Raw genomic sequence first — 19,386 nt, forward strand, 5'->3', positions numbered from 1 at the left:
CGTATGAAAAAACTATTGCTCGCGCTTTTCACGCTCGCCGCTACCATTGGCAGCGCCTCGGCTCAGGTCGAAATCGGCCTCAAAGTTTCGCCGTCCATCACCAGCCTGCGGGCCGAATCCACGTCCAAAAACAGCTTTGCCAGCGATGGCAGCCAGTTCGGCTTCAGTGGCGGATTGGTGGTCGATTATTTTTTTGGCGAAAATTACGCCTTCAGCACGGGCCTGGAACTGGCGGGCAAGGGTGGCAGCATCCGCTATACCGACTATCTGAATAGTGGCGTGGGCAACGGCAACCCCTTTCCGGTTTCAATGAAAATCAGTACGCAGTACCTGCAAATACCGCTTACAGTAAAGCTCTTCACCAACGAAATTGCGCCGGCCACACGCCTTTATTTTCAGGTGGGCGGCTCCCTCAACGTGCCCATCGGCACACGCATCAACGGCAACAAGTTCTATAACGACCCCGTCACTGGTACTGAAAACAAAGCCGGCGACTACATCTACTTCTTCGATGCCGATGCCCTTGTAGCTGCCGGTGCCGAGTACACGCTGGGCAAGAGCACGAAGCTATTCGCCGGCCTCGGCTACCATCGCGGCCTAGTTGACATCGACCATTACTTCGAAAGCAAACGCGGCTTTTCCGACGTAACCATCAAAAACAGTTCGTTCGGCCTAGACTTAGGCATCAAGTTCTAGCCCTATCGCCAAACGCCAACAAAAAGCCCCAGCCTCTAAAGAAGCTGGGGCTTTTTGTTGGAAAGTAATTTCACTCACTTAATCCACAATCTCAACCTCGCGGTCCTGCAAACGGCTCATGGCGGCGGCCGACGAACGCAACTGGATTTCCTCGCCCCGCTCGTCTTCGATGCGGTAGTCGGTGAGGCCCAGGCTGCTGTCGTTCACCACTTTCACCCACTTGTAGTATTTGAGGTACCACTTCATCTGGCGCGAAATCAGGCCTTTGGTGTAGTAAGCGTACAGGAACGGGTGCACCGACAGCGTGATGCCCGACTGGTTCTGGTTCACCAGCAGGTCGTCGATGCTGTTGTCGATGTCGTCCGTCACCTGGATGGAGGCCGAAATCTTGCCCGTGCCGCCGCAGGTGGGGCACACCTCGCCGGTCACGATGTTCTCGGCCGGCCGCACCCGCTGGCGGGTGATTTGCAACAGGCCGAACTTGGTGATAGGCAACACGGTGTACTTCGCCTTGTCAAGCTTCATCACGTCGCGCACGGCGTCTTCCACTTTCTTGCGGCTTTCGGCCGAGCGCATGTCGATGAAATCGACCACGATGATACCGCCCATGTCGCGCAGGCGCAGCTGACGCGCCACTTCTTTGGCCGCCAGCATGTTAATCATCAGCGCGGTGGCTTCCTGGTCGTTCTCCTGGTTGCTCTTGCTGCCCGAGTTCACGTCGATAACGTGCAGGGCTTCGGTGTGCTCGATGACAAGGTAACCGCCGCCGGGCACGGTCACGGTCTTGCCAAACAGCGTTTTCAGCTGCTTTTCAATGCCGGTTTGCTCAAAAATCTTGATTTTCGAGTTGTGCAACTTCAGCAGGCCAAGCTTGTCCGGCGCGATTTTTTGCAGGTAGTCCCGCATCTCATCGTACATCGCCGGAGCATCCACGGTGATGCTGTCAAACGACTCGTTCAGCATATCCCGCACCATCGATGAGGTGCGGCCGAGTTCGCCGAGCACTTTGTCGTTGGGCTTGGCGGTGCGCAGCGTGGAATATAGTTGCTCCCACTTCGCCACCATGTCCTGCATATCCTTGTCAAGCTCAGCCACTTCACGTCCTTCCGCCACGGTGCGGATGATGACGCCGAAATTTTCGGGCTTGATGCTGGCGATGAGCCGCTTGAGGCGGTCACGCTCGGCCTTGCTCACGATTTTCTTGCTGACGCTGATGGTGTTCGAAAACGGCATCAGCACGAGGTAGCGCCCGGCCATAGAAATGTCGGTGCTCACGCGGGGGCCTTTGGTCGAAATAGGCTCCTTGATGATTTGGACAACGATTTGCTGCCCTTTCTTGAACACGCTTTCCGCCTTCCCCACTTTTTCGAGGACGGGTTCAAACGTGAATTTTTCCAGCCCGGCGCTGGGCGCCCGGCCGCTCTGTACCGTGCGCGCCCACTTCGTGAAGGAAGGGAATTGCTCGCCGAGGTCGCCGTAGTGCAAAAACGCGTCTTTTTCGTAGCCAATGTCTACGAACGCTGCGTTCAGGCCGGGCATCACCTTTTTCACGGTGCCCAGGAAGATGTCGCCTACTGAGTAGTTGGTGTCGTTGCGGTCGAAGTGGTATTCAATCAGCCGCTTGTCCTGCAACAACGCTATTCGCTCGCCTTCCTGAGTAGAATTAATGACTAATTCATTACTCAAAGCCTTGATTTAGTTAAAGTAACCTGCCGGTAATGCCGTCGAAGGCCTACCCCGAAACCGGCAAAGGGAAGCCAGAACCTGACGGTTCTGGCTTCCCTCGCGAGCCACGGGAAAAGCATCTGGCGCGGCCCCACTCGGGAGGCTACGTGAGAGATAGGCGGCTGGCTCCCTTCCCGTTAGGAAAACTGCCGGCCGCCGCTACGCCCCGTGAGGCTTACTTCTTCTTGTGGCGGTTCTTGCGCAGGCGCTTCTTGCGCTTGTGGGTGGCAATCTTATGACGCTTTCTTTTTTTACCGCAGGGCATGATGCTTGGGGGTTAAGTTGGTGATTGATTGTGTCGTAGCTATTTCAATTTGGCAATTTCCTCTTCTACCGAAGCGGCCAGCGCGGGGTCGTTGCTGAGGCTTTTGGCGGCGAGGAAGGCCTGCTTGGCTTCTTCTTTGGCGCCAGTGCGGGCCAAAGTTACGCCGAGGTAAAACTGTCCGTTCACATTTTTCGGATTGACTTTCACCAAATCCTGGAAACGCTTCACGGCTTTGTCGAACTGGTTGCTTTGCACCGCGAGTATCCCCATGTTATACAGGGCTTTCTCGTTGCGGGGGTCGGCTTCCAGCACTTCGCGCAGGTAGGTTACGCCCTGCACGGGGTTTTCGGAGGCCATGTAGGCCATGCCGAGGTTGGTTTTGGCGTCGAGGTTGCCGGGTTGGTCCTTCAACACCTTGGTGTAGAGCTCCCGCGCCTTGCCACCGAGCAGTTTCACCCGCTCATCGGTAGCCGCAAAGCTAAACGCCTGGAAGTAGGCATCGGCGGCCTGCTGCCAGTTTTGGGCGCTGGGCTTGGCCAGGGCCACCTGCTCCAGGTAGTAGCCAGCGCTATCGAAACGCTCCACGTCGTTGTAGCGGCGGGCCAGGGTGGTAGCCACCGTGGCTTTGGCATCAGGCGTGGCAGCAGCCTTGTACTCGCCTAGCAACCGCGCCAGTTCCTGCCGTTGGGCGGGGCTGGTGGTGGTGTGCGGAGCGGCATTGGGGCCTTTGTTTTCGGTAGCGGTAGCGGGTACCGGCCCCGAGGAAGCCTCGGTTTTGGAGCCATTGGTGGCCATGCCGCCGCCGTCACGGTTGGCCGTGGCAGCAGCGTCCTTGTTCAGCTCCGATTTGCTCTCTTTCGGCTTCATGATGCCCTTGGGCAACACGTATAAGCCGCCAACCAGCGCGAGCGCGGCGGCGACGAGGACCAATTGATGCGGAGCGGTGCGAGTAGTAGCCATTAGCTGAAAAAAGCCGGCCGCCGGGCTTTCCCTTGCGGAAAAGACACCGGCGGCGCGGCCGGCAATTCATTGTAGTTAGGAAACTGGCAGGAGGTTAATCCACCGGCCAGCTTCTTAACAAACAAAATTAGGCTTTGGCCGCAACGGCTTTCACCTTCTTGCTGTTCTTAATCTTAGCCACGAAGGTTTTCGACGGCTTGAAGCTCGGAATGTAGTGCTCCTCGATGATGAGGGACGTGTTTTTCGAGATGTTGCGGGCTACTTTACGAGCACGCTTCTTGTTTACGAACGAGCCAAAGCCGCGTACATAAATGTTGTTGCCCTCGGTCATCGAATCTTTCACGACTTTGAAGAAGGCTTCAACAGTCATCAATACATCAGCTTTCTCGATGCCGGTCTTCGTGGAGATTTCGGCGATTACCTCAGCTTTAGTCACGTTGGTATGGTACTTAGAGTGGTTGAAAAAAATACAGTTTTAGGCAAAAAAGTCCCAAATTCCAGCGTAAGCCCTTGCCCGGTAAGCGGTTCGCCCTTGAATTGGGGCCACAAAGGTAACCCCATTTTTTTGTTTTACCAATCAACCCTTCTAAACTAGGTGTTGGCCCAAATTATTCGCTTTCAAAATTTTGACCGTAAAAACCGCTCACCCTTCCTTTCTGGCCTCGGCCCTACTGGCTTGGTACCCACGCCACCAGCGCGACCTGCCCTGGCGCCACACCCGCGACCCATACGCCATCTGGCTCTCGGAAGTTATTCTGCAGCAAACCCGTGTGGCGCAGGGCCTTCCCTACTACGAAACCTTCCTGGCGGCCTACCCTACCGTGCACGACATGGCCGCCGCGCCCGAGGCCGAAGTGCTGCGCTACTGGCAGGGCCTGGGCTACTATTCCCGGGCCCGCAACATGCACCGCACGGCCCAGCAGGTGGTGACGGAATATGCCGGAAAGTTTCCCGGCACCTATGCCGAATTGCTGAAGCTGCGCGGCGTGGGGCCCTACACGGCGGCGGCCATTGCGTCGTTTGCCTTCGACGAGGCAGTGGCCGTGCTCGATGGCAACGTGTACCGCGTGCTGGCCCGCATTTTTGGACTGCACTCCGATATCGCCGCGCCCAGCTCGCGCAAGGAATTCCAGGCCGTGGCCGACCAGCACATCCCCGCCAGCACGCCGGCCGATTTCAACCAGGCCATTATGGAGTTTGGGGCCATTCAGTGCACGCCGGCGAAGCCCGACTGCCTGTTTTGCCCCATGCAGCACCAGTGCTGGGCATTTCAGCACGGGCAGGTGGCGCTGCTGCCGGTGAAAAGCAAGGCCAAGGCGTCGCGCACGCGCTACTTCCATTACTTCGTGCTGCGCCACGGCGAGCAGACATATCTGCGGGAGCGCCGCGAGAAGGACATCTGGCAAGGCCTGTATGACTTTGCGCTGGCCGAAACCACCGTCGCGGAATTACCTGCTGCTGAGCTACTGCGCCATTTGGAGGCGTTGGGTGCCAATCTAGACACCAGCCAGGCTGCCGAGCCCAGCGCGGCGTACCGGCACGTATTGAGCCACCAGAAGCTGGAGGCTCGTTTTCACCCGATGGCGCTGGCAGAGCCGTTGCCGGATGCTACGTTGCGGGATTTGGGGCTTCGGGCGTATTCAGCGGCGGAGATTGAGGCCTTGCCCAAGCCGAAGCTGATTGCTAATTATTGTGACCAAAACCTTTAAAATACCTTTGCCTAAATAAATTAGATTTTTCAGCCTTTATTTTTAGCAAAAAATATTGCCTGGCAAATTTAATTTCTTATCTTTGAGACAGAAAAGGCCGGGTGGCTTTTTCAATTCTGTATTTCCTAACGTGCAATAATATGGCCGGAGTGAACAAGGTGATTTTGGTAGGCAACTTGGGCAAAGACCCCGAAGTGCGCCATTTGGAAGGCGGTGTGAGCGTGGCTCACTTCACCCTCGCCACCAACGACTATTACAAGGACAAGCAAGGCAACCGCGTGGAACGCACCGAATGGCACAACATTTCGGCGTGGCGCGGCTTGGCCGACATGGCTGACAAGTTCCTCAAAAAGGGCCAGCAAGTGTATATCGAGGGCAAACTGCGCACCCGCCAGTACCAGGACAAGGACCAGCAGACGCGCTACATCACGGAAATCATCGCCGATGAGATTTCGATGCTGGGTGGCCGGCCGCAAGGCGCTGCTCCGGCTGCGGGCGAGGCTAATGGTACCGCTGTTGCAGAGCCGCAGCACAGCTTCCGGCAGGAGCCGGAGCTGGACCAGCTGCCCTTCTGACTGACGAATGGGGGACTGACCGGCCTGTGGCTGCAACTGTCCCGCGCAATGATTGAGATGAAGCCCTGGCACTGTGCCGGGGCTTTTTTCGTTGCGGTGGCAGTTACCTTTGAAACTACGAAGGCTGGGCTATTTTAGGGCCGGGGCCGCTTTTTGCATGAAATATCTTTCAACCTTACCGGTGCTGACTGGGCTGGTACTACTGGCGGGCTGCTCGTCGGCCCCGGATTTTACGCCCAAGCCCAAAGGGTACAACCGCATTGACCTGCCGGCGCACCGCTACCGGATGCTGCCGGCCGGCCATCCGTACGAGTTCGAATACTCGACGCAGGCCGTGATTAAGCGGGATTCGTCGTACATGGCGCAGCCGCACTGGCTGAACGTGTACTACCCTAAGCTGCACGCCAATGTGCAGATTACTTATATGGATGTGCAGCGCGACCGCCGCCTCTATAATAAGATGATGGAGGATGCGCGCAAGCTCACGGGCAAGCACGAAATCAAGGCCACAGCCATTGATGAGCGGATTTTGAAGACGCCGAGCGGCATGCGGGCTTCGGTGTTTGAGTTGCAGGGCGAGGTACCGAGCCAGTTTCAGTTTTATACGACGGATAGCACCCGGCACTTTTTCCGGGGCGCGCTGTATTTCCGCACGGCTACTGCGAATGACTCGCTGGCTCCGGTGATTGAGTACGTGAAAACGGATATGGTGCGGATGCTTAACACGTTGAAATATAAGTAGGGACGGAGAATGAGTAATTTCTTCAATACCCGGCTCGAATTCCTGCGCTCGGTGGGCAGCCTGCAACGGGCGCAGCTGCTGGGCAAAGAGCTGGGGCTGTTTACCTACGGCGACCTGATTCAGCGCTACCCGTTCCGATACCTAGACCGGACGCAGGTGTATAAGGTGGCCGACCTGAACGACGACCTGCCTTATGTGCAGGTGCGCGGTATGCTGCGCGGCAAGGAGTTGGTGGGCGAAGGGCCGAAGCAGCGCTTGACCGCCAAGGTGGGCGACGGCACCGGCGAGCTGGAGCTGGTGTGGTTCAAGGGGGTGAAGTGGGTACAGCAGGTAGCCAAAAACAATCAGGAATACATTGTTTTTGGTAAGCCGACGATGTTCAACGGGCGGCCGCAGATGGCGCATCCGGAACTGGAGGAAGTGAGTGAGGCCAAGCCGGGGCAGAGCTTTTTGCAGCCGGTTTATAACACCTCAGAGAAGCTCAAGAACTACCACCGCGTTGATAGCAAAGCCATTATGCGGATGGTGGCGGAGCTGCTGCGGCTGGCCATGCCGCACATTACGGAGTCGTTGTCGCCGGCGCTGATTGAGCGGTATGGGCTGATGGGCAAGGCGCAGGCTTTGCAGCAGATTCACTTTCCGCAGAGCGCGGAACTGCTGGCAGCGGCACAGTTCCGACTCAAGTTTGAGGAGCTGTTTTATGTACAGCTCAAGCTGTTGCGCCAGCGCGACCAGCGCAAGGTGACGCTAGCAGGCCAGATTTTTAATCAGGTACCGACGCTGGTGGACTTCTATAAAAACCACCTGACGTTTGATTTGACGGGTGCGCAGAAGCGCGTTATTCACGACATTTACAAGGACTTCTGCACCGGGCAACAGATGAACCGGCTGCTGCAGGGCGATGTGGGCTCGGGCAAAACCATCGTGGCCTTCATCGCCATGCTGATGGCAGCCGACAACGGCGCCCAAAGCTGCATCATGGCCCCGACCGAGATTCTGGCCGACCAACACTATGTGGGCCTGAAAGTGTATGCTGATGCGCTGGGCATCAAGATTGGCAAGCTCACGGGTAGCACCCGCACGGCCGAGCGCCGCGTGCTGCACGAGGCCTTGCGCGACGGCACCATGCACATGCTGGTGGGCACCCACGCGCTGCTCGAAGACGTGGTGCAGTTCCGCAATCTGGGGCTGACTATTATGGACGAGCAGCACCGCTTTGGGGTGGCGCAGCGCTCGAAGCTGTGGCAGAAAAACCCACACGTCATCCCGCACGTGCTGGTGATGACGGCCACGCCCATCCCACGCACGCTGGCCATGACTTTGTACGGCGACCTGGACGTGAGTGTGATTGACGAGCTACCGGCTGGCCGTAAACCCATCGTGACGGTGCATCGGTTCGATGCCAACCGACTGAAAGTGTTTGAGTTTATCCGCGACCAGGTGAAAATCGGGCGGCAGGTGTACATCGTGTATCCGCTGATTGAGGAATCGGAAACGATGGATTACAAGGACCTGACCGATGGCTACGAGAGCGTGGCGCGGGCCTTCCCGGAGTTCCAGATTAGCATCGTGCACGGGCGCATGAAGGCTGAGGAGAAGGACTATGAGATGCAGCGCTTCATCAAGCGTGAAACCCAGATAATGGTGGCGACTACCGTGATTGAGGTGGGCGTGAACGTGCCCAACGCTTCGGTGATGGTGATTGAATCGGCCGAGCGGTTCGGGCTTTCGCAGCTGCACCAGCTACGGGGCCGGGTGGGCCGCGGGGCCGACCAGAGCTATTGCATCCTAATGTCGGGCTTCAAGCTGAGCAAAGATGCCCGCACCCGCCTCGAAACGATGGTGCGAACCAACAACGGTTTCGAGATTGCCGACATCGACTTGAAGCTGCGCGGCCCCGGCGACCTGATGGGCACCCAGCAAAGCGGCGTACTCGACCTGCTCATTGCCGACCTGGCCAAGGATGGCCGCATCCTGAGCGAAAGCCGGGCGGCGGCCCAGACACTGCTCAGCGAAGACCCAAACCTGGCAAATCCGGAGAATGCCAACATCCGTCACCACATCGAAAGCCTGCCGGCCACGGCTGTGAACTGGAGCCGGATTAGTTAAACGTTTGTGTTGGGCAGAGGGCAAAAAAAAACGACCTTTTGAAAAGTCGTTTGGCTGTTCTGTCTAGAACATCTCAGCGATGAGTCCGCTACCGCTCTGCTGCGGCTGGGTCTGCTGTCGGGCGGGCTGGACTGGCTCGGAAGTAAGCACCTGATGAACCAGAATTACTGAAGAATTGGGTTTGGCAACGGGTTCAACTGTTTGGGCTACGGTAACTGGGGCGGACTCCTTAACGAGCCTACCACCGATGATGAGGGCCGACAACAGCGTGAACTTAAGTAGTGATTTCATAAGGATAGTAGATACTGGCGGTTGCAAAGGTAAGCCAGAACTGTAGTTTGTTCAAAAAATACGTTAAAAAGGCCAAATACCTCGTCTAGTTGCAGCAGCTACAAGTTGAAGCAGGGCTGGGCACCGAGGGCTGTAAATTGGTTCCGATTGAACCCTGAAAGCCGACACGAAGTAAACGGTGTCCCTGTACGAAAGTGACAGCGGGAGTGTTATGCTTAGAATACTTTTTTGTTAGCTGGTCTGCCTTTAAGCTGAGGGCATAACTGGTAAAAAGCAAAGTCAAAAGGTAAAAGCAGGTACTTTTGGACCCATCGGACCGTTGAAATCCACTTTTCCTATGTTTCTAATACGCCAAAATTTTATGTTGCAGCGCGCAGTAATAATCGGGTTGATGAGCGGAGCCCTGTTGGGCAATGCCCCATCGGCCGTGGCCCAGAAGGTGAAGTCAGCCCCCTTCAGCTACCTGCCTGAGCAGGGCACCGACCGCTACGATATGCGCGTGCCGCAAAAAACGCTGGCCCTGGCCGATGGTTCGGGCTTCGTGATTCTGGCCCACCAGAGCGCGGGCGGCTATGCGGTGGAACGCTACGATATTGACCTCAAAAAACAGTGGAGCACCACCATTCCGGTGGGGCCGGGCGAGACACTGGAGGCCTTCGGGCGCGGCTCGCAGCAGGCCTTGGTGGTATTGCACCATAAGGATGACAATAGCCAGAACCTGACGGTGGTGCCCATAAGCCTGCAAAGCGGCCAGAAGGGCGCAGCCAAAATGGTGATGAGCGCCCCCGCCCGCGACCGCCGCCCGGGCGTGAGTATCTCGCCCGATGGCAGCCGGCTGCTGGCCTTCCGCTACCTCACCAGCAACCAGCAGGTGAAGAGCATCGCGGCCACGCTTTTTGACCAGAACCTGGCGCAACTGGAGGAGAAAACGTATGATTTCCGGACGCTGAGCGACTTTTTCTCGCCGGCCGTGCACGTGGCGAATGATGGCACGCAGTACGTGACGCTCATCAGCGAGGGCATGAAGAAGCTGACGGTGCGCCGCTATCCGGCCGGGCCGTCTACCGAAATCAAGGTGCTGGGCGTGCCGGTGGGGGGCGTGTTTGGCGGGAGGGCGGTGACGGTACGCGACGCCAAATTCACGGTTTTGAACGATGGCAGCCTGTATGCCGCCGCGCTGTGCGCCGACTACCAGACCGGCGAATACTACAGCCTGAAGGTGGTGAAATACGATTTCAGCGGCAGCGGCGACATGAAGTTTTCGCCGGAGTTCCGCTTTACGCCGGCCTACCTGACGGAGGTGAGCAAGGCCAGCGGGCTGGAGGTGAAACGCCTCGATGACATCTACCTGGGCGAGCTGCTACTGACGCCGGAAAAGCAGCTGGTGGTGGTGGCCGAGAAGCACTTTGAGGAAGGCGGCAGCGAAGCCCCGGTGCACGCCCGCGAACTGCATCTATTTGGGTACAATGAGTTTGGCGCGCCCACCTGGCATAGCATCGTGGCGAAGGACCAGGTGGCCCCGGCTGTGGACTCGTATACCGGTATTGGGTTTCGGGCGGCGGTGTTTGGCGGCACGGTGCAGCTGCTCACGCTGGAAAACATCAACAAGAAATCGGACCTGTACCTGCGCCGGGTGAATGCCCAGACCGGCGTAGTGAGTGCGCCTGAACGCCTGAAACTGAACGTGGCCGACGACCAACAGCTGGCTTACGTAAAGGATTTTACGGCCTGGCTCGGCGAGAAAACCATCATCGGCGTGAGCCGGCCCAGCAAGAAATCGGCGGCCTTACAGTTGGAGAAAATCGTGGTGAAATAAGGACGAGGCTATTGCCTTGGGTGAGCTGAAAAACAGGTAATCAGGCAAATCTGAAATTGGGGCGGAATTGCGCAATCGTTCCCGACATCGTTCCCGGCATCGATTGCGAGAATATAGTTGAAAAGGGGTATTGGGCTACGGTCGAGTTAGGTTGACCTTGCCGGGAAGTCTTCTTTGCTGAAGATGTATTATCCCACCCTCTGTTCTTCTTTTCATGCTTAAATTTTTACTTGCTGCGGGCAGCGCGACCAGCCGGGAGCGTCGCCTTGGCTCACACGTTGCGCTGCTCTTACTGACGGGTTTTGGGCTGATGCCTGCCGGCGCGTGGGCACAGTCGGTACCCGTGGCGCAGTGGGCGCTTACTAGCAACAACGCGCCGACTTATGCTGCGCCGGGTCTGACAGCTGGCACGCCCACGCTCAAGCGGCTGGTGGCCTCCAACGGTACGACAGTAGCGGCGGTTACTGCCAACTCGACCACCTACGGGCAAGCCACGGCCCCCACGACTGACGGGCTGTGGACGACGCCCGGGGGCACGTTGAGCCGGAAGTATTATCAGCAGTTCACCCTCACGGCTGGCACGGCCAGTGCTGTGCGGCTCGATTCGCTGGTGCTGACGGAGGCATTTTATTCGACATCCAGCAACACGAAGCTGGCCGTGATGTTCTCCAAATCCGGCTTTGCCACCGACTCGACGGAAATAGCCGGTACGGGCACGCTGAATAATGGGGCATTGACGTTCCCCAGCAGCGGGCTGGGGGGCTTTGCCAAAGCGGTTGGGGTGCTACAAAACAATGCCGGCCCGACCGCGCCTACCAATACCTACCGCCTGGCCCTGAACACAACCGGGGGCGTGACCCTCGCTGCCGGGCAAACGCTGAGCATCCGGCTCTACAACGCCTGCGGCAGCGGTAGTAACGCAAAGTACGTGCAACTGAAAAACCTCGCCGCCGTGGGACAGGCACTGACTGTGGGTGCCATCACCACCACTACGGCCCAGGTATCGTTTGCCACGCCAGCTGCAGGGGGCTATGCCTACGCCATCAGCACCAGCCCCACTGGGGGCACGGCCACGCAAACCACCGCGCCCAGCGCGGGCAATAACTACGTGGCTACTTATACAATAAGCGGGCTGACTTCTAACACGGCCTACACGGCCACCGTGACGGCCACGCCCTCGGGCTCGCCGGCTGGTCCGGCCTTGCCGGTGGCGGCCATCACCAGCCCCGGCTTCACCACGGCTAACGCCGCCTGCCCCGACGTGAGCGGCGTGACGGTGGGCAGCATCACCCAGACCGGGGCCAGCGTGAGCTTCACGCCCGGCAGCGGCAATACCTCGTTTGTGGTTTCCTACACGCCCTCGGGCGGCAGCGCCACTACCATTAGCCCCAACCCCACCGCCTCGCCGGTGGCGCTGACGGGCCTCACGGGCGGCACCAGCTACACCGTGACGGTGCAGAGCGTGTGCGCCAGCGGCTCGGGCACGGCACAAGCAGCCACTTTCACTACCCTCACCTGCGCCGACCCCAGCGGGGTGGCCGTGAGCGGCATCACCAGCACCTCGGCCAGCCTGGCGTTTACACCCGGCAGCGGCAACAGCAGCTACGCCGTCACCTACTATCCTACCGGCTCGCCCGGCGCAGGTGTGACGGTGAGCCCTACCCCCACCGCCTCGCCGGTGGCCCTCAGCGGCCTGACGCCGGCCACCAGCTATACCGTGACGCTGCAAAGCACCTGCGCCAATGGCGCGGTGGGCAACGTGCTGACCCGCACCTTCACTACCCGGCTGACCAGCTCGCCGGTGTTGCAGCAGTTTCCGCTCACGGCCAACGCCAGCGATGACCCGGCAGTGCGCTCGGCGGGCGTGATGGCCAGCACGGCCACGCTCACTCCCTCGACCACGACTCCGCTGGTGCTGTCGGATGGCAGCTCGAAGGACGGCGAATCTACTTTCCTACCGGCCTATTCTTCGTTGGGCCAAGGCATTGCTCCTAATGCCGACGGTACCGGCTGGAACGGCACCGTGAGCCTGACCCGCTACGAGGAGTTTACGGTGACTGCTGCCCCCGGCGGCAACGTGCGCGCCGACTCGCTGGTGTTCAGCGCGGGCGGCTATGGCTCAACCATGAACGTGAGCGTGGCGTACTCGACCGACGGCTTTGCCACGGCCGGCACCTTCATCGCGGGTTCGCAGGCTGCTCCGGTGGCCCTCAACAAGGTGAGCAGCGCCGGCTACTCGGTGCTGCGCCTGCCCCTGACCGGGCCGGCCGGGGTGACCATTGCGGCGGGGGCTACCATTTCGTTTCGCCTCTACTACGCCCTGGGCACCAGCAGCGCCCGCCACGCCCTCACCAAAAACCTGTACGTGACCGGGGTAGCCACGGCGGCCTGCCCCGCAGCCACCGCATTCAGCGTTAGCAACGTGACGGCCGTCAGCGCCCAGCTCAACTTCACGCCGGGCGCGGGCAACACCAGCTACACCGTGACCCTGACGCCGCAGGGTGGCAGCACCACCACGCTGACGCCCGCGCCCACGGCCTCGCCGGTGGCGCTTACGGGCCTCGACGCCTCGACCACCTACACGGCCACGCTACAAACCAACTGCGGCGGCACGCCCGGCTACGTGCAAAGCGTGAACTTCACGACGCCGGCCGCCAGCTCGGCTGTGCTGCAACAGTGGCCCCTCACGGCCGATAACGCTGACAACGCCGCCGTGCGCTCGTACGCCGTAACGGCCAGCACGCCCGCCTTTACCGGCCTGGTGGCCTCTACTAACACCACCAGCAGCTCGCCACCCATCCCGGCTAACTTCACGACTTACGGCCAGGCATTTGCGCCGGCGGGTAATGGCGGTGGCTGGTCGGGCTCCGTCAGCTCCGGCGCGCTGGGAGGGGCGCTGTATGAAGACTTTACCCTGACGGCGGCCAGCGGCAGCAGCCTGCGGGCCGATACGCTGGTATTTTCGGCCGCTTACTACAACACGAATGCCGGTGCAGTGGCCGCCGCGTACTCCACCGACAACTTCACCACCAGCACCTTCGTGCTGGGCACGCTGGCCGCGCCCGTGGCCGCCACCAACTACAACACCGCCAGCAGCCTGGCTACCTACCGGGTGGTCCTGGGCGGTGTTACCCGCGCCAGCGGCCAGACCCTGAAAGTGCGTCTCTACTTTGGGGCGGGCACCAGCAGCAGCGGCCGCTACGCCCTGCTGCGCAACGTGTACTTCGCCGGCGAGGGCTTCGTCAACAACCTGCCCAACCTGACCATCGGCGACACCCGCGCCGTGAGCAGCGCCACCACCTACGGCAACGTAACGGTGCTGTCCGGCGGCACGGCCACCCTTACCGGACCGCTCACGGCTCAGGGAGCCATTACGGTACAAACCGGCGGCGTGCTCAACACCAATTGCCAGCCTCTGACGGGCCTCGCCACCTTCGCCCTGAATGCCGGGGCCGAGCTGCGCATCTGCGACCCGGCCGGCATTTCGGCCGGCGCGGCCAGCGGCGCGGTGCAAACCACGGGCACCCGCTCGTTCAGCGCTGATGCCATTTACACGTACACCGGCACGTACACCAATGGTGCGAACCAGGCGACCGGCGACGGACTGCCCGCCACGGTGCGCAGCTTGAAAGTCAACCTAGCCACGGCCACCGATACGCTCCAGCTCAACAGCGACGTGACCGTGAACACCGGCCTCGTGCTCAGTCGGGGCGTGCTCAAGGGCTACCTGCCCGATGGCTCGGGTGCCCACCTACTCACGCTGGGCCGCAACGCCACCATTAGCGAAACTGCTACCAGCTTCGTGCTGGGCCAGGTGCAGTCGGCTACGCTCAGCTTCGTGGCCGATGGCAATTCCACTGGTTTCGGCGGCCTTGGCCTCACCCTCACGGCCCACACCACCGGCGGCGCGGCCCTGCCCGGCAACACCTACGTGGTGCGCACCACGGGTACGCCGGTCTACGGCATCACGCCCACGGCCGGGGCCAATGCGGGCATCACCAGCCGGAGCATCCGCCGCCAGTACCGCATCGTGCCTACCACCGAAACCGGCCTCAACATGGACCTGGTGTTCGGCTTCTCACCCAGTGTGGCCGAGCTGAACGGCATCCCCGCCGCCAACCTCCAGCTATTCAGCCGGCCTATTGCCGGCGGCCTGTGGCGGCCCGAAGGCGGCACCGCCAGCGCCAACAGCGTCACCCTGACCAACCTCACCCACCTCTCCGACTGGACGCTGGGCAACAAAGCGGCTCCCCTGCCCGTCACCCTCACCCGCTTCGAGGCCGAGCGCCAGGGCCAGCAAGCCGTGCTCACCTGGGCCACCGCCACCGAGCAGAACAGCAAAGGTTTCAACGTGCAGGTTTCGGCCGATGGCCGCGAGTTCCGTTCGGTCGGTTTCGTGCCCAGCGCCAGCGCCAACAGCCTGCAGGCGCAGTCCTACCGCTACATTGATGCCCCGGCCAACCCCACGGGCACCCGCTACTACCGCTTGCAGCAAGTCGATTTGGATGGTACCAGCACCTACACCGCTCCCAAAGCCGTGGTGTTTGGAGACGCCAGCACCCTCATCCTAACCGCCAGCCCCAACCCGTTCAGCGAAACCCTGACGCTGACCACGCAGGCTGCTTCCGCCTCCACGGCGCTGCTCACATTCACCGATGCCACTGGCCGTATCGTGCTCAAGCAGGTAGCAGAAGTGCCCGCCACCCTCAACAAGCTGCGTATTTCCGGCCTTGCACCCCTACCCCGGGGAATTTATGTGTTGCATATCACGCTGGACGGCAAGGCTCAGCATTTGAAACTGGTGAAAGAATAAGAGTCGTCCACTGATAATTAGCCAGCAAAAAGGCCGCTCCTGAATCCAGGAGCGGCCTTTTTGGTAATAGCATGTCCGTCTACTCCACGGCCAGGCGCTGGCTGGCAGTTTGGCCGGCGGCGGCTACCCGCAGTGTGTAGAGGCCGGGGGGCACATCGGCGAGGTCGAGCTGGGTGCGGGTTTCGCCGGCTTTCGGCAGCGCGATGGTTTGGGTGCGCACGGCCTGCCCCAGGGCATTGAGGAGGGTAAGGCGGGCCTGGGCCGCGCCGGCCACGGCCGGCAGCACCAGGCTGGCGCTGCGGTGCGCGGGGTTCGGATACACCTCCACGGTGCCGGCCCCCAGGGCGGCGCGGGCCGCCAAAGCCCCCCGGAACACGAACGAAACCGGCGTGGTGCCCACGGCATAAGCCACGCTGCTGCCCGTGCCGCACCCACTGATGACCCGGATGTAGTAGGTGCGGCCCGGCACCAGCCCGGTGAGCACGGCGGGCGAGGCAGTGGTAACGACCACCGAAGAATCGGGGTACGCATAGCTAACGATTCGGAAGGTGGTGTTGCTGGTGCCGGGCGTGAAGGTGACGGTGGCCGTGGTGGGGCTGGTGGCCGTCACCACCACGTTGGTGGCCGGGGCGCAGTTATTGAGGTACGGGGTGGTGAAGTTGACCGTGGCCGGCTGCGACTGGTAGCCGCCGGTGCCGCAATTACTGAAAATCTCGGCCGTGTAGCTGGTGCCCGGCTGCAACGTGGCGAACACAATGGGCGAAGCCGTGGCCGTTTGGCGGTACACCGTGCTGCTGCCCACCGCGTGGTACTGCACAAAATACGAGGCCACCCCCGGCACCGGCGTGAAGCTCACCGAGGCCGTGTAGCTGGTCGTGGTGGTGCTCACATTGCTGATGGCCGCGCAGCCCGGGGCCACGTACTGCGAGCTGAAGAAGCCGGTGGCCCCCGCCGATGTCCCACTGGCGCAGTGCGCCACGATGGTGAACCCGTAGGTAGCTCCCGCCGCCAAACCGGTGAACACCACCGGCGACCCGCTCACCGTCATCGCCCCGATGGTCGTCGTGTCGTTGTACAAATGGTAGCGCACCGTGTAGTTCAGCGCCCCCGCCACCGGCGTGAAGCTAACCGTGGACGTGCTGGCCGTGGAGCTGCTATTCACCAGGTTGGTGACCGCGCCGCACCCCACCGTGCCCCCGCCGCTGGTGTAAAGCCCCGTCCAGGACGAGGCCGTGGTGAGGCCGCCCGCGCAGTTGCTCACCACCGACACCCGGTAATACGTCTGCCCCCGCAGGCCCGTGATGGTGACCGGCGAAGTGGTGGTGTTGACGCTCATCACGTTTGTCATCAGCGAATCATACACCCAATAGTAGCGCACCGTGTAGCTGGTGGCCGTGGCCGAGGGCGTGAAGCTGACGGCCGCCGTGCCGGGGCTCAGGCTGCTGGCCGCCACGTTGGTGGGAGCGGCACAGGTCTGGGCCTGGGCCAGGGGCCGCAGCCCAAGCAGGGCCATCACCAGCAAGAAGCAAAAGGTAGCAATGCGTTTCATAAAGAGAGAAAAAGAGTGGAAAAGAAGAACCTAAACCCAACCGCTGCGCCGGGCTTTTCTTCCGGACCAGCCGCAACAGCAAAAGGTTGCCGGAGCCAGTCACCTTTTATTGGTACGGCCCAATTCACCAATGAGTTAACACTCCTCTCCCCCAGCCCCACCAACGCAAAAAGGCCGCCCCTGAACCCAGGAGCGGCCTTTTTTTTTAGTTTATCAGATTCCTCGCTGCGCTCGGAATGACCGGTATTTACACCGCGTACTCGTTGGCCGTAATCAGCTTGGCAGCGATGCGGCGACGGGCTTCTTTCACGTTCAACAGCTCCGTTTTGGTGAAGCGCTTCAGGCCCATGAGCAGCAGGCGCTGCTCGTCGCCCTCGGCCATGCTGCCGATGGCATCCTTGCCGGCTTTCTCCACGATGTCCACGGCATCGGCCAGGTACACGCGGGCGATGTCGGCTTCTACCGACATTACCTCTTCGCCTTTGGCGGCGGCTTCCTTCTCCACGCGGAGCAGGGTGCTCTCAGCGATGTAGGTTTTAATGGCCATATCGGCGATGTTCATCAGCAGCTCCTGCTCCTTGGCGAGGGTAGCGGTGAACTTCTGCACGGCCGAGCCAGCCACCATCAGAATGGCCTTTTTCAGGTTGGCGATGGTCTTCATCTCTTTGCTGAACAGGCCGGTTTCCTCGTCCTGGCTCATGCTCGGGATGCTCAGCAGCTCCTGCTGCACGGCCTGGGCGGGGCCCATCAGGTCGATTTCGCCTTTCAGGCCCTTCTTCAGAATCATGTCAACGGCCAACAGGCGGTTGATTTCGTTGGTGCCCTCGAAGATGCGGTTGATGCGCGAATCCCGGTAAGCGCGGTCCATCGGGTAGTCGGCCGAGAAGCCGTAACCACCGTAAATCTGCACGCCTTCATCCACCACGTAGTCGAGCACTTCCGAGCCTTCCACTTTCAGAATGGCGCACTCCACGGCAAACTCGCGGGCCGCGCCCAACAGAGCTTCGTTGGCACCTTTGCCTTCGGCGATGAGCTGCTGCTCCATGCGGTATATGTCGGAACCCGCACGGTAAATGGCCGATTCCACGGCGTAGATGCGGATGGCCTGCTGCGCCAGCTTGTAGCGAATGGCACCAAACTTCGAGATGGGCATCTTAAACTGCACCCGCTCATTGGCGTATTTCACACTCAGGTCAGCGGCCATTTTGGTAGCGCCCAGGCAAGCCGCGGCCAGCTTGATGCGGCCGATGTTCAGCACGTTGAAGGCGATGAGGTGGCCTTTGCCAATCTCGCCCAGCACGTTCTCCTTCGGCACCTGCGCATCGGTCAGGAACACCTGACGGGTCGAAGACCCCTTGATGCCCATCTTGTGCTCCTCGTTGCCGAGGCTCAGGCCGGGCGTGTTTTTCTCCACGATGAAGCCGGTGAACTTGTCGCCGTCAATCTGGGCAAACACGATGAATACGTCGGCAAAGCCGGCGTTCGTAATCCACATTTTCTGGCCGTTCAGCACGTAGTGCGTGCCTTCGGCGTTCAGCACAGCCTTGGTCTTCGCGCCCAAAGCGTCGGAACCGGAGCCGGGCTCGGTGAGGCAGTAAGCGCCCATTAAGGTACCATCGGTGAGGCCGGGCAGGTATTTGGCCTTTTGCTCATCGTTGCCGAAGTACAGGATGGGCAGCATTGCTATGCCCGTGTGCGCCGCAAACGCCACCGGGAACGAGTGGCCACCGCCCACGCCCTCGGTCACCCGCAGGGCCGTGGTGAAGTCCATGTCCAGCCCGCCGTACTGCTCCGGAATGCTCACGCCGAACAGGCCGAGCTGGCCGGCTTTCTCCATCAGGCCACGCATCAGGCCTTCCTCGTGGTTGTCGAGGCGCTCCAGCAGCGGCTGCACTTCGGCGGCCACGAAGTCCAGACAGGTCTGGTGCATCATGACCTGCTCTTCGGTAAAGTCGGCCGGGGTGAAGACGCTCTGGGCATCGGTCGGCTTGATAATGAATTCGCCGCCCTTCAGGCTGGCTTGCTGCGTTACTTCCATGACGGTTTGGGGTGGGGTGTGGAGTTGAATAGTGTTAGGCTAGCCTACTAGTTAGAGAAACAATTAGCCAGCCGGTTTAGTGTTGCAAGTTAAGAAAA

13 protein-coding genes are annotated in these 19,386 nt (G+C 60.4%); 7 read left to right on the plus strand and 6 right to left on the minus strand.

What is annotated here, in order from left to right; genetic code table 11:
- Positions 1-3 precede the first annotated feature (3 nt).
- Positions 4-696: a porin family protein gene (locus ACYU70_RS17475; RefSeq protein ID WP_342297705.1), complete on the plus strand. Its 693-nt coding sequence runs from the start codon at positions 4-6 to the stop codon at positions 694-696.
- Positions 697-774: 78 nt separating this feature from the next.
- Here the strand turns inward: ACYU70_RS17475 and ACYU70_RS17480 are convergent, their stop codons facing one another.
- The 3 genes from ACYU70_RS17480 to ACYU70_RS17490 all read right to left on the minus strand — a co-directional run bounded on the left by ACYU70_RS17480 (position 775) and on the right by ACYU70_RS17490 (position 4,115).
- Positions 775-2,382: an Rne/Rng family ribonuclease gene (locus ACYU70_RS17480; protein WP_342297703.1), complete on the minus strand. Its 1,608-nt coding sequence runs from the start codon at positions 2,380-2,382 to the stop codon at positions 775-777.
- A gap of 343 nt (positions 2,383-2,725) precedes the next feature.
- Positions 2,726-3,646 (minus strand): tetratricopeptide repeat protein, encoded by a 921-nt coding sequence (locus ACYU70_RS17485; RefSeq protein ID WP_342297701.1) that lies wholly within the window; start codon positions 3,644-3,646, stop codon positions 2,726-2,728.
- A gap of 127 nt (positions 3,647-3,773) precedes the next feature.
- Positions 3,774-4,115 (minus strand): HU family DNA-binding protein, encoded by a 342-nt coding sequence (locus ACYU70_RS17490; RefSeq protein ID WP_317170162.1) that lies wholly within the window; start codon positions 4,113-4,115, stop codon positions 3,774-3,776.
- Positions 4,116-4,272: 157 nt separating this feature from the next.
- Between ACYU70_RS17490 and mutY the strand changes: the two genes are divergently transcribed.
- From mutY to recG, 4 genes are all read left to right on the plus strand, one after another.
- Complete coding sequence (gene mutY / locus ACYU70_RS17495) at positions 4,273-5,355, plus strand: A/G-specific adenine glycosylase (protein WP_342297700.1); 1,083 nt, start codon at positions 4,273-4,275, stop codon at positions 5,353-5,355.
- A gap of 140 nt (positions 5,356-5,495) precedes the next feature.
- Entirely contained in the window at positions 5,496-5,930 is a 435-nt protein-coding gene (locus ACYU70_RS17500; protein ID WP_342297698.1) for a single-stranded DNA-binding protein, read from the plus strand.
- 157 nt (positions 5,931-6,087) lie between these two features.
- On the plus strand, positions 6,088-6,672 hold the full coding sequence (gene gldD, locus ACYU70_RS17505; RefSeq protein WP_460616058.1) for a gliding motility lipoprotein GldD: 585 nt from the start codon (positions 6,088-6,090) through the stop codon (positions 6,670-6,672).
- A 9-nt stretch (positions 6,673-6,681) separates the two neighbouring features.
- On the plus strand, positions 6,682-8,781 hold the full coding sequence (gene recG, locus ACYU70_RS17510; protein ID WP_460616059.1) for an ATP-dependent DNA helicase RecG: 2,100 nt from the start codon (positions 6,682-6,684) through the stop codon (positions 8,779-8,781).
- Between the two features lie 63 nt (positions 8,782-8,844).
- On the opposite strand, the gene ACYU70_RS17515 is transcribed toward recG, so the two are convergent.
- Complete coding sequence (locus tag ACYU70_RS17515; RefSeq protein ID WP_460616060.1) at positions 8,845-9,072, minus strand: hypothetical protein; 228 nt, start codon at positions 9,070-9,072, stop codon at positions 8,845-8,847.
- Between the two features lie 361 nt (positions 9,073-9,433).
- Here ACYU70_RS17515 and ACYU70_RS17520 point away from each other — a divergent pair, with 361 nt between their 5' ends.
- Together ACYU70_RS17520 and ACYU70_RS17525 are read left to right on the plus strand one after the other, a co-directional pair.
- Positions 9,434-10,888, plus strand: coding sequence for a hypothetical protein (locus ACYU70_RS17520; protein WP_460616061.1), 1,455 nt, complete (start codon positions 9,434-9,436; stop codon positions 10,886-10,888).
- 214 nt (positions 10,889-11,102) lie between these two features.
- The gene (locus tag ACYU70_RS17525) at positions 11,103-15,701 is read left to right on the plus strand and encodes a fibronectin type III domain-containing protein (protein WP_460616062.1); all 4,599 of its coding nucleotides are present in this window, start codon (positions 11,103-11,105) and stop codon (positions 15,699-15,701) included.
- Positions 15,702-15,780: 79 nt separating this feature from the next.
- Here the strand turns inward: ACYU70_RS17525 and ACYU70_RS17530 are convergent, their stop codons facing one another.
- Together ACYU70_RS17530 and ACYU70_RS17535 are read right to left on the minus strand one after the other, a co-directional pair.
- Positions 15,781-17,250 carry a fibronectin type III domain-containing protein gene (locus ACYU70_RS17530; protein WP_342297128.1) on the minus strand — a complete coding sequence of 490 codons (1,470 nt, stop codon included), beginning with the start codon at positions 17,248-17,250 and terminating at the stop codon, positions 15,781-15,783.
- A gap of 247 nt (positions 17,251-17,497) precedes the next feature.
- Entirely contained in the window at positions 17,498-19,288 is a 1,791-nt protein-coding gene (locus ACYU70_RS17535) for an acyl-CoA dehydrogenase family protein (protein WP_342297127.1), read from the minus strand.
- Between the last annotated feature and the right edge of the window lie 98 nt (positions 19,289-19,386).

Source organism: Hymenobacter segetis, assembly GCF_054776495.1.

Excerpts from the sequence above, each read along its gene's own strand:
- ACYU70_RS17475 (WP_342297705.1), top strand. The coding sequence starts at position 4 with ATGAAAAAACTATTGCTCGCGCTTTTCACGCTCGCCGCTACCATTGGC.
- ACYU70_RS17485 (WP_342297701.1), bottom strand. The coding sequence starts at position 3,646 with ATGGCTACTACTCGCACCGCTCCGCATCAATTGGTCCTCGTCGCCGCC.
- ACYU70_RS17500 (WP_342297698.1), top strand. The coding sequence starts at position 5,496 with ATGGCCGGAGTGAACAAGGTGATTTTGGTAGGCAACTTGGGCAAAGAC.
- gldD (WP_460616058.1), top strand. The coding sequence starts at position 6,088 with ATGAAATATCTTTCAACCTTACCGGTGCTGACTGGGCTGGTACTACTG.
- recG (WP_460616059.1), top strand. The coding sequence starts at position 6,682 with ATGAGTAATTTCTTCAATACCCGGCTCGAATTCCTGCGCTCGGTGGGC.
- ACYU70_RS17515 (WP_460616060.1), bottom strand. The coding sequence starts at position 9,072 with ATGAAATCACTACTTAAGTTCACGCTGTTGTCGGCCCTCATCATCGGT.
- ACYU70_RS17520 (WP_460616061.1), top strand. The coding sequence starts at position 9,434 with ATGTTGCAGCGCGCAGTAATAATCGGGTTGATGAGCGGAGCCCTGTTG.
- ACYU70_RS17525 (WP_460616062.1), top strand. The coding sequence starts at position 11,103 with ATGCTTAAATTTTTACTTGCTGCGGGCAGCGCGACCAGCCGGGAGCGT.
- ACYU70_RS17530 (WP_342297128.1), bottom strand. The coding sequence starts at position 17,250 with ATGAAACGCATTGCTACCTTTTGCTTCTTGCTGGTGATGGCCCTGCTT.
- ACYU70_RS17535 (WP_342297127.1), bottom strand. The coding sequence starts at position 19,288 with ATGGAAGTAACGCAGCAAGCCAGCCTGAAGGGCGGCGAATTCATTATC.